12 protein-coding genes are annotated in these 13,128 nt (G+C 62.3%); 6 read left to right on the plus strand and 6 right to left on the minus strand.

Annotation, left to right across the window (positions count from 1 at the left end):
* Positions 1 to 16: 16 nt before the first annotated feature.
* On the plus strand, positions 17 to 844 hold the full coding sequence (locus tag FHX03_RS06405) for a glycoside hydrolase family 16 protein (protein ID WP_183852989.1): 828 nt from the start codon (positions 17 to 19) through the stop codon (positions 842 to 844).
* Positions 845 to 871: 27 nt separating this feature from the next.
* On the opposite strand, the gene FHX03_RS06410 is transcribed toward FHX03_RS06405, so the two are convergent.
* From FHX03_RS06410 to FHX03_RS06435, 6 genes are all read right to left on the minus strand, one after another.
* On the minus strand, positions 872 to 1,951 hold the full coding sequence (locus tag FHX03_RS06410) for an ABC transporter ATP-binding protein (protein ID WP_183852990.1): 1,080 nt from the start codon (positions 1,949 to 1,951) through the stop codon (positions 872 to 874).
* On the minus strand, positions 1,948 to 2,877 hold the full coding sequence (locus FHX03_RS06415; RefSeq protein WP_183852993.1) for a PfkB family carbohydrate kinase: 930 nt from the start codon (positions 2,875 to 2,877) through the stop codon (positions 1,948 to 1,950). Before FHX03_RS06415 ends, FHX03_RS06410 begins: the two co-directional genes overlap by 4 nt.
* Positions 2,878 to 3,900, minus strand: a complete 1,023-nt coding sequence (locus FHX03_RS06420; protein ID WP_183852995.1) for an SIS domain-containing protein — start codon at positions 3,898 to 3,900, stop codon at positions 2,878 to 2,880.
* Positions 3,897 to 4,742 (minus strand): carbohydrate ABC transporter permease, encoded by an 846-nt coding sequence (locus FHX03_RS06425; protein WP_097629165.1) that lies wholly within the window; start codon positions 4,740 to 4,742, stop codon positions 3,897 to 3,899. Before FHX03_RS06425 ends, FHX03_RS06420 begins: the two co-directional genes overlap by 4 nt.
* A complete protein-coding gene (locus FHX03_RS06430) occupies positions 4,742 to 5,626 on the minus strand; it encodes a carbohydrate ABC transporter permease (RefSeq protein WP_097629164.1) in 885 nt (294 codons plus the stop codon). The genes FHX03_RS06425 and FHX03_RS06430 overlap by 1 nt, the downstream gene beginning before the upstream one ends.
* A 74-nt stretch (positions 5,627 to 5,700) precedes the next feature.
* Entirely contained in the window at positions 5,701 to 6,939 is a 1,239-nt protein-coding gene (locus tag FHX03_RS06435) for an extracellular solute-binding protein (protein ID WP_183852997.1), read from the minus strand.
* 197 nt (positions 6,940 to 7,136) lie between these two features.
* Between FHX03_RS06435 and FHX03_RS06440 the strand changes: the two genes are divergently transcribed.
* The 5 genes from FHX03_RS06440 to FHX03_RS06460 all read left to right on the plus strand — a co-directional run bounded on the left by FHX03_RS06440 (position 7,137) and on the right by FHX03_RS06460 (position 13,122).
* A complete protein-coding gene (locus FHX03_RS06440) occupies positions 7,137 to 8,342 on the plus strand; it encodes an ROK family transcriptional regulator (protein WP_097629162.1) in 1,206 nt (401 codons plus the stop codon).
* A 364-nt stretch (positions 8,343 to 8,706) separates the two neighbouring features.
* Positions 8,707 to 10,062: an extracellular solute-binding protein gene (locus FHX03_RS06445; protein WP_097629161.1), complete on the plus strand. Its 1,356-nt coding sequence runs from the start codon at positions 8,707 to 8,709 to the stop codon at positions 10,060 to 10,062.
* Positions 10,063 to 10,190: 128 nt separating this feature from the next.
* The gene (locus tag FHX03_RS06450; RefSeq protein WP_012485023.1) at positions 10,191 to 11,075 is read left to right on the plus strand and encodes a carbohydrate ABC transporter permease; all 885 of its coding nucleotides are present in this window, start codon (positions 10,191 to 10,193) and stop codon (positions 11,073 to 11,075) included.
* A gap of 10 nt (positions 11,076 to 11,085) precedes the next feature.
* Positions 11,086 to 12,000 (plus strand): ABC transporter permease subunit, encoded by a 915-nt coding sequence (locus FHX03_RS06455; protein ID WP_183852999.1) that lies wholly within the window; start codon positions 11,086 to 11,088, stop codon positions 11,998 to 12,000.
* Positions 12,001 to 12,012: 12 nt separating this feature from the next.
* Positions 12,013 to 13,122: a sn-glycerol-3-phosphate import ATP-binding protein UgpC gene (locus FHX03_RS06460; RefSeq protein ID WP_183853001.1), complete on the plus strand. Its 1,110-nt coding sequence runs from the start codon at positions 12,013 to 12,015 to the stop codon at positions 13,120 to 13,122.
* Positions 13,123 to 13,128: the final 6 nt, after the last annotated feature.

Consider the following 13,128-nt stretch of genomic DNA (forward strand, 5'->3'; position numbering starts at 1 on the left):
TTTCAAGGGAGTAACAATGCGTTACGGGATATCTGCCAAGTGGTTCGGTCTGCTCGTCGTTCTCGGTCTAGGCGCGCTGCCCGGCCAGCCCAGCGTGGCCCAGGAACCGCTCAATATCGATGCATACCAGCTGACATTCGACGAGAGTTTCGACAGCCTCGACGTTTCGGCCTGGGGAGAGAAGAGCTCCCGCTGGATCGCCCATACGCCCTGGAACGGCGATTTCGGTGATGCCCGTTTCACCGATCCGGCTCCCGGCTTTCCGTTTACAACCGATCAAGGAATTTTGAAGATCGAAGCGCGCAAGGAGGCCGACGGCACCTGGCGTTCGGGCTTGCTGTCGTCGGTGAACCCGAAGGGCGAAGGTTTCTCGCAGCAGTTCGGCTATTTCGAAGCACGGATGAGGCTGCCGCCGGGCAAGGGTGTCTGGCCGGCCTTCTGGCTCATCGGGCTCGACCGGTCGAAATATACAGCCGAGATCGACGTACTGGAATATTACGGCCGCGCGCCTTACGAATTCAGCATGGGTTTTCATATCTGGCGTCAGAGCCAAGGCGGCCAGAACTCGACCGGCGGCTATTGGAAAACGGTCGAGGACGGAATTCTAAACAGCGAGTATCATACCTACGGCGTCGATATCCAGGCCGACAAGACGACCTTCTATCTGGATCGGCAATACCTTTGGAGCTTCGACACCCCGAAGGAGTTCCACATGCCGTTCTATCCGCTGGTCAATCTGGCGCTCGGCTCGGGATGGCCGATCGATGAAACGCCGAACCCTTCCATTCTGCTGGTCGATTATATCCATGTTTACAAGCGAAAGCCCGCCGAAGCGGCGAACTGAACGGGGAGCTCAGGGTGCTTGGTCGGCCTATTGCTCGCCGAGGCAGCTGAGACCGGTTTCCAGGTCGAAGAGATGCATGGCCTCTTCGTCGAAGAAGAGGGTCAGTTTTTCGTTGTCCCGGATCGGCGTGCGCGGCGGCAGGCAAGCCATCAGCCGCTGATTTCCCGTAAGCGCGGTGACGACGAGTTCCGGACCGGTCAGTTCCGAAACCTCGGTGGTTGCCTCGATAGACAGGCCGTTGCCGTCGGTGCGAAGCGCCTCGGGACGGATGCCGAGGACGAGATCGCGGCCATTGGCGACGGTATCGCGGAAGCAAGCGGGTAGGGGCAGGGTGGCATCGGAGCTTGAAAGCGCTAGACGGCCGTCACGCACCGTTGCCTTCAGCAGGTTCATCGGCGGCGCGCCGACGAAGGTGGCGACATAGAGCGTTGCCGGATGGTTGTAGATCTCTTCCGGCGTGCCGAGCTGCTCGATGCGGCCGTCGCGCATGACGGCGATGCGGCTTGCCAGCGTCATCGCCTCGATCTGGTCATGGGTGACGTAGACTACCGTCGTCTTCAGCATTTGGTGCAGCCGCTTGATCTCGGTGCGCATCTCCATGCGCAGCTTGGCGTCGAGATTGGAGAGCGGCTCGTCGAAGAGGAAGACCTCCGGCTTGCGCACCAGCGCGCGGCCGATCGCGACGCGCTGGCGCTGGCCGCCGGAAAGCTGGCTCGGCTTGCGCTCGAGGAGGTTTTCGATCTGCAGCAGTTTTGCAGCGTCGCGCACCGCCCTGTCGCGCTCGGGCGCCGGCACCTTGCGCATTTCCAGGCCGAAGCCGATGTTCCTGTGCACCGTCAGATTGGGATAGAGCGCATAGGATTGAAAGACCATGGCGATGTCGCGGTCCTTCGGATGCACGCCGAGCACCGAGCGCCCGCCGATCCTGACGTCGCCGCTCGTTGCCTCGGCAAGGCCCGCAATGATGTTCAGGAGCGTGGACTTGCCGCAGCCAGACGAGCCGAGCAGCACGAGGAATTCGCCGCTTTCCAGCGAAATGTCGATGCCTTTCAGCGTCTCGACTTCGCCATACGTCTTACGGATGTTCTGGATGTCGAGCGCGCTCATGACACGGGCTCCTGAAGGGATGACGGATTACCGTAGCTACGGGGCAGGGTGGAAATGGCGCGCGAGGCGATCTCGGTACCCGCTTTCAGGCAGGAGATCAAAGGCTCGTCCTTTGCGAGCGCGGCGAGGAAGGCGGCGTTGAAGACATCGCCGGCGCCGATCGTATCGACGACCTTGACGACGGGTGCAGGCACCGAAGCCGGCAGGCCGTCTGGCCCGATGGCGACGGCGCCGTCCGGGCCGCGTTTGACGACGGCGATCGCACCTTCCGGCATGTGCGACCTGATTTCGTGGGCAGCCTCGATCGGATCGGCGATGCCGGCAAGCGTTGTCGTCTCGACCTCGTTCAGCAATGCGATGCCGCTGCGGGAGAGCCAGGCGCGTGTCGCCGTGCAGTTCTCTTCCTTCCAACCGTCGAGCGGCCAGCCTGTGTCGAGCGCGACGGTGATGTCATGGCTATCGGCCCAATCGAAGAGAGCGTCGTATTCTCTCGTCAGATCTTCGGTCAGGAAGGCGCCGCAGAGCAGCGCGTAGCCGCCCCGGAGTCTTGCGCCGTCGATGACGGCGAAGACATCGGCAAGCGCGAAGCGCGGCAGGTGGCCCGTCGTCGTGAAGAAGGTGCGCTCGCCATCCGGATGGGTGATGCCGACGGAGAGCGTCGTCTTCTCAGGACGGACCGGCCAGTTCACGGAACGATGCCCGAAGGCTTCGGCGAGCCAGCGGCCGAACTGGTCGCTGCCGATATTGGCGGCGATCTCGAATTCGATGCCGAGCGCCTGCCAGGCGAGCGCGCTGTTGCCGGCCGATCCGCCGACCCTGAGCTCGTCATGATCGACGATGATTTCCGTCCCGGCTTTCGGCCAGGGGGCCGCCGGTCCGAGGATGAGGTCGACATTGACGTTGCCGATGACTGCAAGCGGCCGCATTCATTCGCTCCGGGTAATCTTGGTGGAACGGACCGGCGTTCCGGCATTATCCACGCGGGCGTCGGCAAAGGCGATCATCAGCCGCTGGGCGACCGGCAGCATGGCGAAGATCGCCGCAAGGCCCGTCGCAGGGGTAAAGCGGATCGTCACCGCGCCGGCGACCGGCGCTTGGCCGGATGCGTCGAACAGGATGACCGGCGCGCCGGTGTCGACCGCGGAGACCGCCATAGCCGTCACCAAGCCGGCCGTCTCGTCCAGGCCGCGGAACAGCACCAGACCGATCTCAGGCCCCAGCATCTCCATCGGCCCATGGCGCAGTTGGCCGCCTTCGAGCGAGAAACAGGGACGGCGCGATAATTCGGTCAACCCAAGCGCCAGCGCCTCGGCAACACCCTGCAGGCGGCGGCCCGAGGTGACGACGGTCGCGACGTTTTCGAGCGCGGCCAGCGCCGCGGCGATGTCATGGTCTTTGGGTGCCCTGAGGACGGCAAGTGCGGCCGTGGGATCTTCGCCGAGGGCGGAAAGGATTGCCAGATGCAGGGCGAGGGTCACCGTCAGGCTGCGGGTCGCGGCAAAGGCAAGTTCGGTGCCGCCGCTGCCGACCAGCGACGGGGCGGTGCTGGCAAGGAAGGAAGTGGCTTCGAGCGTCAGGCCGAAGGTCTCCTGCGGGCCGCCGGTCTCTTCGAACCAGCGCAGGACTTCGGCACTTTCGCCCGATTGCGAGGTGACGAAGACCGTCTTGCCGGCGATCGGCAGCGGCTGGCCGAGCTGTTCGGAGAGCGGCAGGGCGACGGCATCGATGCCGAGGGTGCGGTAGAGCGGCTCGACGGCGCGGTTGACGGCATGCGAGCCGCCCATGCCGAGCAAGAGCAGCCGGCCAGTCTTCTTCAGCGACGTAGCGGCTCTTACCGCCATCGGTGCGGTGGCATCATAGGAGGCGAGCGCATCGGCGTGCTGACGCGCCATCTCGCGGTCAATTGCGGCAAGTCCGGCCGGCCGGGTTCGTTCTGTCGTCATCTTCATCCCTTGACGCCGCCGCTGGTGAGCCCTGAAATCAGGGCGCGTTGCATGACGAGACCGATCAGCACCGGGGGCAGGGCGGCGAGCACGCCTGCCGTGGCGATCAGTCCGTAATCGGAAACGCGGCCGCCGGCGAGATCGGCAATGGCGACGGTCAGCGTCTTGGCGCGCTGGTCGGAGGTGAAGAGCAGCGCATAGAAGAATTCGTCCCAGCCTAGCAGGAATGCAAAGAGGCTGGATGTCGCGACGACAGGGGCGGCGAGCGGCAGCGTGATAATCCTCAGCGTCTGGAACAGGCCGGCGCCGTCGATCATCGCGGCGGATTCGATCTCGCGCGGGATGGAATCGAAGCCCGATTTCATCAGCCAGGTGGTGAAGGGTGCTAGGATTGTCAGATAGACCAAGGCAAGGCCGAAGACGTTGTTCAGCATGCCGAGATGAGAGAGACCCATATAGAGCGGCACGGCAAGCGCCACCGGCGGCAGCATATAGGTGGCGATCACCATCGACAGCGACCATCCGACAGAAGGCGTGCGCGACACGGCCCAGCCGGCCGGAATGGCAAGGGCGATGGCGGCGATCGTCGCCATGCCCGCCACCTCGATGCTGTTGCGCAACGACGAAGTAAACGCGGCGCCGGCGCTGTTTTCGAGCGTCGAAAGCAGCACGGCGTAGCGAGAGAAATCCGCCGCCTGCGGCCACCAGCGCAGCGGCTTTGCCGCAAGATCGGCGGCCGGCGAGATGCTCATGATGAACAGCCAAAGGATCGGCGCCAGGATGACGGCGGCAAGCAGCAGCGCGCTGACATAGATGAAGGCAGAAAAGAGTGGATTTTGGCGTTCCATCAGGCCGCACTCCCGGCAGTCTTGCGCACCAGGGCGGCATAACCGGCGGCCAGCAGGGTCACCAGCAGCGTTACGATCAGGGCCAGCGAGGCGCCCGAGCCCGCCCGCTGGAAGGAGAAGGCCTCCTGATAGACAAGGATCGACAGCGTGCGGGTGCTATTGGCAGGGCCGCCGCGGGTCATCACCCAGATGATGTCGAATACCTTGAAGGCTTCGATCGTGCGCAGCACCAGCGCCACCATCAGCGGACCGGCGAGATAGGGCAGGATAACGAAGCGGAAGCGCGCGAAGGGGCCGGCGCCGTCGACGAGGGAGGCGGCGGTGATGTCGCGCGGCACGGCCTGGAGCGCGGCCAGTGCGATCAGCGCCACCAGCGGGAAGTTCTTCCAGCAGTCGGCGACGATGAGAGCGGCCAGCGCCGTGCCGGGTTCGCCAAGCCAGGAGCGATAGGCGTCGAGAAGACCGAGCTGCGTCAGCGCGGCGTTCAGCGCACCGTACTCCGGATTGTAGATCAGCCGCCAGAGCGTGGCGTTGACGACGGTCGGCAGCGCCCAGGGGAGGATCATCAGGGCGCGAAGCGCAGTACGGCCGCGGAATTGCTGGTTCAGCAGCAGGGCGGCAAGGACGCCGATCACCATTTCGGCGGCAACCGAGACGATCGCGAACCATGTGGTGGTGATCAGCGTGCGCTGGAAATTCGAGCCGGAAATCATCTTGGCGTAATTGTCGATGCCGACGAAGCTGCCCTCGGTGCCGACGAGCTTGGCATCGGTGAAGGAGAGGCCGACCGTATCGATCAAAGGCCAGCCAATGACGGATATCATGACCACGAGAAGCGGCAGCATCAACAGCCACGCGCGAGTTGTCAGCCAAGTGCCCGACATCGAGGCGACCCTTCTTCATTCTTTAGTTTTGGAGGCCGGGCGACGGCAGGCGGCGCCCGGGTTTCTGAGTTTGATCAGAGGCCGCTATTGTCGGCCGCCGATTTCAGCGCATCCTCCGGAGAGGACTGGCCGAGCAGGGATTCCTGGATCGCCTGCTGCAGCGCGGTCGAGAGCTCCTGATATTTCGGCGTCGTCGGACGCGGATACATGGCCGCAAGGCCGATCTTGGCGGCGGAGATCAGCTCTTCCTGGCCCTTGGTGACCGCCGGGTCCTCATAGGAGGATGCCCAGATCGGCAGGCTCAGCTTGGCATAGGCATTCTGCGTCGCCTGCGACGTCATGAAGGTGATGTATTTCCAGGCCTCGTCGGGATGCTGGCTGGCGGAAGTGATGCCGAGGCCCATCGAGCCGTTGACGGCAGACGCCTGGCTTTTACCGGCAACACCCGGCGCCGGCACGACGCCGACCTTGCCCGCGACCTTGCTGTCCTTCGGGTCGTTGGCCATGTTATACATGTAGGTCCAATTCAAAGCGAAGGCGGCATCACCGTTTTCGAAGACCTTGCGGACATCCTCTTCCAGGAATTCCTTGGAGTTCGGGTTGGTCAGGCCGGAGGAATAGCTGGAGACCATGTATTTCAGCGCATCGAGGCCGCCGCCGCTCTGGAAGGCCGGCTTGCCGTCCTTGAGGAAATCGCCGCCATAGGCGCTGACGAGCGTGGTGTAGTCGCAGATCGCGGCTTCGGCCTGCGACCAGCTCCAGGCGATCGGCGTGGCGAGCAAGCCCTTGTCCTTGATCGCCTTTGCCTGCTCGGTCAGCTCGTCCCAGGTCTTCGGCGGCGCCTTGATGCCGGCCTTTTCGAGGATTTCCTTGTTGTAGAACAGGTATTTGGTATCGAGGATCCACGGCATGCCGTAATATTTGCCGTCATACTGCACGGTGGTCCAGGCGCCAGGCAGCACGCCCTTCTTCATCTCGTCGGTGATGCGGGAGGAGACATCGACCAGCACCTTGTTGGTGGCGTATTCGGCCGGCCAGATAACATCGAAGAGCACGACGTCGTAACCGCCGCCGGAACCCTGCGCCAGCACCGTCTTGTCGTGCAGGCCCTCATAGGGAACGAATTCGAGATTGACCTTGATATCGGGGTTCGCCTTGGCGAAGGCGTCGGTCATGGCGCGCACATCGGCCTCGCTGTAAGCGGCCTGCGCCATGAAAAGCGCGTTCAGCGTCGTTTCGGCGAAAGCATGCGGCGCAAGAGATGCGCCGATCAAGGCCGCACCCAGAAGCGTCTTGGTAAAGGATTTCAGCATTGCAGCCTCCAGTTTGTGACATTTACGCATTGCCAAGGGCGGCCCTCCGCCATCGGTGTTCGAGAAGTCGTCTCGGAGCGTCGTCGGAGCCCGTGTCGGCGTCCTGCGTTCCCTGGAACTCTCCGGTCCCTTATTAAGTCAATTGTCTTGACTTATTACTTCTTCAACATTCTACTGGAGTCAAGAGGCAATTGCACATGAATGACAGCCGGCCGATCCGGGCCAAGAGCGGCACCAACCACGAAGGCACCAGCGCGCATAACCGGCGCGTGATGATCGATGCCTTGAGGATCAATGGTGAACTTTCACGCGCCGATCTGGCGCGGGCGACATGGCTGACCAAGCAGACGGTGTCGAATATCATCGAGGAACTCGAGCGCGATGGTCTCGTCCGTTCGCAGGAGCCGGTGCGCAAGGGCAGGGGGCAGCCCTCGACGCCCTACGGGCTCGTGCCCGAAGGCGCCTTCGCGATCGGCCTGCAGATCGATCGGCATGTGACGCGAGCGGTCGCCGTCGATCTCATCGGCAGTGTTCTGATGCGCGCAGAAGCCGGCCTTCCGCCCGGAGGTCCCTCGACGGGAGCAAAGGTCATCCTCGATCTGGTCGCCGATGTGCGCTCCAAGCTTGCCGGGATCGTCCAGCAGTCGGAAAAGCGAATGGTCGGTCTCGGTGTCGCTATGCCCGGGCCCTTCGGGGTCGCCGGTAGCGGCGACGATCCGTGGATGATGGAGGCCTGGCAAAAGTTCCCGCTGCTGGAAAGGCTGGCCGCCGGCACCGGGCTCGACGTTGGCCTGCAGAACGATGCTGCTGCTGCGGCGACCGCCGAGCGCATGGTGGGAGCCGCCCATGGTGTCGACCATGCGGTCTGCCTCTTCGTCGGCTACGGCATCGGCGCCGGCCTCATTCTGAACGGCGAGCTCTACCGTGGCGCCAACGGCAATGCCGGCGAGATCGGCATGGCGCTGCTGTTTGCCGACGGCAAATCGACGCCGCTCGAACATCGCGCTTCGCTCGCCTCGCTCTATCAGCATCTCTCGGCCGATCCTGCCGATCCCCATCTCCATGCACGCATCAACGACCTTGCCTCAAGGGGCGATCCAAACATTAAGACCTGGATCGAGGCGGCGGCAGTGGACCTGCGCTGGAGCATCCATCTCATCGAAACGGTCTTCGATCCGCAGACTGTGATCCTGTGCGGCAGTGCCCCGGAAGCGCTGGTGAAAAGGTTGATCGCCGCCATCGGCCCGCTGCTGCCCTCGATCGCCGAACGACCTGGCCGCATGCTCCCGCGCCTGCAGCCCGGCATGGCCGATCCCTGGTCGGTGGCGATCGGTGCGGCCGCCGGACCGATCAGCCGTGCATTCGATCCCCGGTTCGCTGCAATTTTGAAGGATTTCCTTTAAATCTGGGGCTAAAACCAGGCGTTGCACAGCAGTGCAATGGCGGCGAGATAGGCGATTTTGCAAGTTTTCGTGCGGCGGTAGCTTCGAATAATGATGCTGCGTCGCAATATAGGCAAATATTGAAAACCCTTGAAATTCATAAATATTCGAATACAAATATAAATGTTCGGCAGTGCGCTGGGGAGGCTGGCGAGGCTTCTCTAAATATAGCCTCGGCCGTGGCAAATAACATCCGCATGAAGGTTTTGTGACGGAACGATTATGATCGTTTCATGTCATGTAATATTCATTGGCCGCGGCAATTTGAACCAGCTAATAGGGCGTGCGCCGAAAGTGCGCGTCCTTTTTTACGTTCGAGGTTCTCATGCAAGCCAAGCTTCTCGGCGCCGTTGGCGCCCTTCTCGCTACAGCGTTTCTTGCCGGTCCCGCTGCCGCCGCCGATAAGACCAAGATTGACTTCTGGTTCGGCAATTCCGGTGACATCGCAAAGCGTGTCCAGGAACAGTGCGATCGCTTCAACCAGTCGCAGGCCGATTACGAAGTCGCCTGCACCAGCCAGGGCAGCTACGACGCGTCGCTGCAGAACACCATTGCCGCCTTCCGCGCCGGCAAGCAGCCGACCATCGCTCAGGTCTCCGACGCCGGCACGCTCGACATCATGCTTTCCGGCGCCTACTACCCGGCCAACCAGCTGATGACGGACATGGGCTACACCGTCGACTGGAAAGATTACTTCTCCGGCATTGCTAACTATTACGCGACGTCCAAGGGCGAGATGTACTCCTTCCCCTTCAACTCCTCGACCGCATTGCTCTACTGGAACAAGGATGCCTTCGCCAAGATCGGCAAGGACCATGCTCCGGCCACCTGGCAGGAAGCCGGCGAAGATTTCAAGGCTCTGAAGGATGCTGGCTATGCTTGCCCGCTCGCCTTCGACATCTCCAACAACGAAGTCTGGCAATATGTCGAGCAGTTCGAAGCCGTTAACGGCGAAGCGATCGCGACGAAGAAGAACGGCTTTGAAGGCCTCGACGCCGAACTGACCTACAACAAGAACCCGCTGCTCGTGAGCTACATCAAGGACCTCAAGTCCTGGTATGACAACAAGCTGGCTTTCATCAAGAACAAGGCCGTCGGCCAGACCTTCGTCGAAGCCTTCGCCGCCGGCGATTGCCAGGTCATCCTGACCTCGGTCGGCGACCATGGCAATATCGGCCGCACCGCCAAGCAGGGCATGAACTGGGGCGTTGCCATGCTCCCGACCTACGGCACTGCAACCCGCCACAGCTCCTATGTCGGCGGCGCGTCGCTCTGGGTTCTGAAGGGTCACACCGACGCCGAATACAAGGCTGCCGCTGCCTTCTTCAACTTCATCGCAAAGCCGGAAGAAGCCCTGACCTGGTCGACGGTCACCGGCTATATCCCGGTTCGTAACTCCGGCTTCGAATATCTCAAGAAGCAGGGCTTCTACGACAAGGCTCCTTATGCCGGCCGTGAGCTGGCGATTCAGAGCCTGACGGCATCGCCTGCCGACGACACGGCGCCGCACGGCATCCGTCTCGGCGGCCTGTTGCAGGTCCGCACCGAAATCGCCAACGGCCTGCAGGCGATCTTCGTCAACAATGCCGACGTCCAGGCTTCGCTCGACGGCGCTGCCGAACGCGGCAACCAGCTGCTGCGCCGCTTCCAGCAGACCTATAAGAACGTTCAGCTCCCCTGATCGGCTGATATCAGACGCACCCGGCCCGCCTTGCGCGCGCCGGGTGCGTCTTCGCAAGTTCTCTTCATCGGTCGCGGATGCAAAGCTGCTGCCCGCTTTAAACGAAATCATGGCGAAAACGACCACTCATGGAAAAGCGCGTCACTTTCTCCTCGACGACGATCGGACTGCTCTTCGCCTTTCCGATGCTGCTACTGATCTTCGTCTTCTTCTATTGGCCGAGTGCGCAAGCGCTCTATTGGGCGTTCACGCTCGAGCAGCCATGGGGCGGCGGCAACGCCTGGGTCGGTTTCGACAATTTCAAGCAGTTGCTCAGCGACCCCATCTATTGGGAGTCGATCACCCGCAGCATGATCTTCGGCTTCAGCTCGACGGCGATCGCCATGGGGATGGCGCTCATCCTGGCGCTTTTGACGGATCGCGAGCTGCGCGGCCACAAGATCTACCGGTCGGTCTTCATCTGGCCTTATGCGATTGCCGCTCCCGCTCTCGGTCTCGCCTTCCGCTTCATCCTGGCGCCGGAGGCCGGCCTCCTGTCGGTCATCAATCATGTCTGGCCCGGTCTCTGGAACCCGGCACTCGACGGCAAGGACGCGATGATCGCCGTCATCATCGCCTTTTCGTGGAAATATATCGGCTATAATTTCATCTTCTTCCTTTCGGCGCTTCAGGGCATTCCGCGCTCGCTGATCGAGGCTGCGGCCATGGACGGGTCCGGCCCGCTGCGCCGGATGTGGGATCTCCAGCTGCCGCTGCTGACACCGACATTGTTCTTCCTGCTCGTCATCAACATCACCGAAAGTTTCCAGGATTCCTTCGGCATCGTCGACGTCATGACGCAGGGCGGGCCGGCACGTGCGACCGAACTCATGGTCTACAAGATCTATTTCGACGGGTTCAGGGGGCTCGATTATTCGGGCGCCGCCGCCCAGTCGATCATCCTGATGGCGCTCGTCGTCCTGCTCACCATCTTCCAGTTCCGCTTCATTGAGCGGCGCGTGCACTACAAGTGAGGTCGCGGACATGATCGAACGCACGCCGATATTCAACTTCATCTGCTATACGCTTCTGGCACTCGGCATGGTGATCGCGCTTCTGCCTTTCGTCATCGTCATTATCGCATCGACGCTCGATCTGGAGACGGTCAACCGAGTGCCGCTGCCGCTGACCCCGAGCTCGCATTTCTGGGAAAATGCTCAGGCCGCCTGGATCCGCGCCGATCTCGGCAACAAGCTGATTCACAGCATCATCTTCGCGACTGCGGTTGGTGCCGGCAAGGTTATCCTTTCCGCGATGGCCGCCTTCTCGATCGTCTACTTCCGTTTCCGCGGTCGGCATCTGATCTTCTGGATCATCTTCATCACCCTGATGCTGCCGCTGGAAGTCCGCATCGTGCCGACCTATTCGATCGCGGCCAACGCGCTGCAGCCTTTCCAGACAATTCTCGATATCACCGGAATTACCGCGCTGGTCGCCTGGGTGTCCGGCATCCAGATCAAGCTCGAATGGGGTCTGCTGAATTCCTATACCGGCTTGGTGGCGCCGCTCGTCGCAACCGCGACCGGCACCTTCCTTTACCGCCAATTCTATCTGACCGTTCCGGACGAGCTTGCCGAGGCCTCGAAGATGGACGGATCGGGTCCGGTCCGGTTTTTCTGGGACATTCTGCTGCCGCTGTCGCGACCAAACATGATCGCACTGTTCACCATCATGTTCGTCTGGGCCTGGAACCAGTATCTCTGGCCGTTGTTGATTACTACCGATCCGAGTTTCGGCATCGCGGTCACGCAGCTCAAGACCCTTATCCCATCCGAATTCGGCCTGCCCGACTGGAACGTCGCCATGGCAGGTACACTTATCATCATGTCGCCTCCGCTGGTGCTCGTCATCCTGATGCAGCGTTGGTTCGTGCGCGGCCTTATCTCTACCGAGAAATGAAGGAGCAGTCCTGTGGCACCGATCTCAATCCGTGATGTGAAGAAGAGCTACGGCAAGACTCCCGTCGTTCACGGCGTCGACCTGGAGATCCAGTCCGGCGAATTCATCGTCATCCTCGGCCCGTCCGGCTGCGGCAAGTCCACGCTGCTGCGCATGATCGCCGGCCTCGAGGAAATCAGCGGCGGTGAAATCGCCATCGACGGCCGGGTCGTCAACCAGTTGGAGCCGCGCGAGCGCGGCTGCGCAATGGTGTTCCAGAACTATGCGCTCTATCCGCATATGACCGTCGCCGAGAATATCGGTTATGCCTTAAAGGTGGCCGGTGTGGCGAAGGCCGAGCGCAGCCGCCGCGTCGCCGAGGTTGCCAAGGCGCTCAGCCTCGAGCCCTTCCTCGACCGCCGGCCGGCCGCGCTTTCCGGCGGCCAGCGCCAGCGCGTCGCCATGGGGCGAGCGATGATCCGCGAACCGAAGGTATTCCTCTTCGACGAGCCGCTATCGAACCTCGACGCCAAGCTGCGCATCGCCATGCGCGCTGAAATCCGCCGCCTGCACCGCCGTCTCGGCGCCACCTCGATCTTCGTCACGCATGACCAGACCGAGGCGATGACACTGGCCGACCGGCTGGTGGTGATGAATGGCGGCAGGGTGGAGCAGGTCGGCACGCCTGAGGAAGTCTATCATCATCCGGTCTCGCGCTTCGTCGCCGGCTTCGTCGGCACGCCGGCGATGAACCTGCTCGAAGGCACGATCAACGATGAAGGCGTCTTCGTCTACGACCAGAGCCGCAAGATCGCGCTGCCGCGCGAACGCGCCGCAGCGCTGAAAGGCAAACGCGTCGTGCTCGGCATGCGCGCCGAGGCTGCCCGTCTGGTGGCCCCGGATGCGCCCGGCGCCTTAGTGGCAACGGCCGACTTCATCGAGGAGCTCGGCGCGAGCCGCGTCGTTCACGCCGATTTCGACGGGCTGCCCTTCGCTGTGGCGCTGACCGAGGCCGTGACCGTGAAGTCGGGCGATCCGATCGGCATCGCGATCGACCACAATGCGATCCATCTTTATGCCGCCGATACCGGCCGGGTCATCGAGAAGCCGGCCCTGAGCGGTGTGGATGCGGTTCACGCCTGACGGATG

The organism is Rhizobium sp. BK456 (assembly GCF_014194045.1).
GTDB lineage: Bacteria > Pseudomonadota > Alphaproteobacteria > Rhizobiales > Rhizobiaceae > Rhizobium > Rhizobium redzepovicii.

Bases quoted from the DNA above. Each gene is read 5' to 3' on its own strand.
- FHX03_RS06440 (WP_097629162.1), top strand. From the start codon at position 7,137: ATGAATGACAGCCGGCCGATCCGGGCCAAGAGCGGCACCAACCACGAA.
- FHX03_RS06450 (WP_012485023.1), top strand. From the start codon at position 10,191: ATGGAAAAGCGCGTCACTTTCTCCTCGACGACGATCGGACTGCTCTTC.
- FHX03_RS06445 (WP_097629161.1), top strand. From the start codon at position 8,707: ATGCAAGCCAAGCTTCTCGGCGCCGTTGGCGCCCTTCTCGCTACAGCG.
- FHX03_RS06420 (WP_183852995.1), bottom strand. From the start codon at position 3,900: ATGAAGATGACGACAGAACGAACCCGGCCGGCCGGACTTGCCGCAATT.
- FHX03_RS06425 (WP_097629165.1), bottom strand. From the start codon at position 4,742: ATGGAACGCCAAAATCCACTCTTTTCTGCCTTCATCTATGTCAGCGCG.
- FHX03_RS06455 (WP_183852999.1), top strand. From the start codon at position 11,086: ATGATCGAACGCACGCCGATATTCAACTTCATCTGCTATACGCTTCTG.
- FHX03_RS06410 (WP_183852990.1), bottom strand. From the start codon at position 1,951: ATGAGCGCGCTCGACATCCAGAACATCCGTAAGACGTATGGCGAAGTC.
- FHX03_RS06430 (WP_097629164.1), bottom strand. From the start codon at position 5,626: ATGTCGGGCACTTGGCTGACAACTCGCGCGTGGCTGTTGATGCTGCCG.
- FHX03_RS06415 (WP_183852993.1), bottom strand. From the start codon at position 2,877: ATGCGGCCGCTTGCAGTCATCGGCAACGTCAATGTCGACCTCATCCTC.
- FHX03_RS06405 (WP_183852989.1), top strand. From the start codon at position 17: ATGCGTTACGGGATATCTGCCAAGTGGTTCGGTCTGCTCGTCGTTCTC.
- FHX03_RS06435 (WP_183852997.1), bottom strand. From the start codon at position 6,939: ATGCTGAAATCCTTTACCAAGACGCTTCTGGGTGCGGCCTTGATCGGC.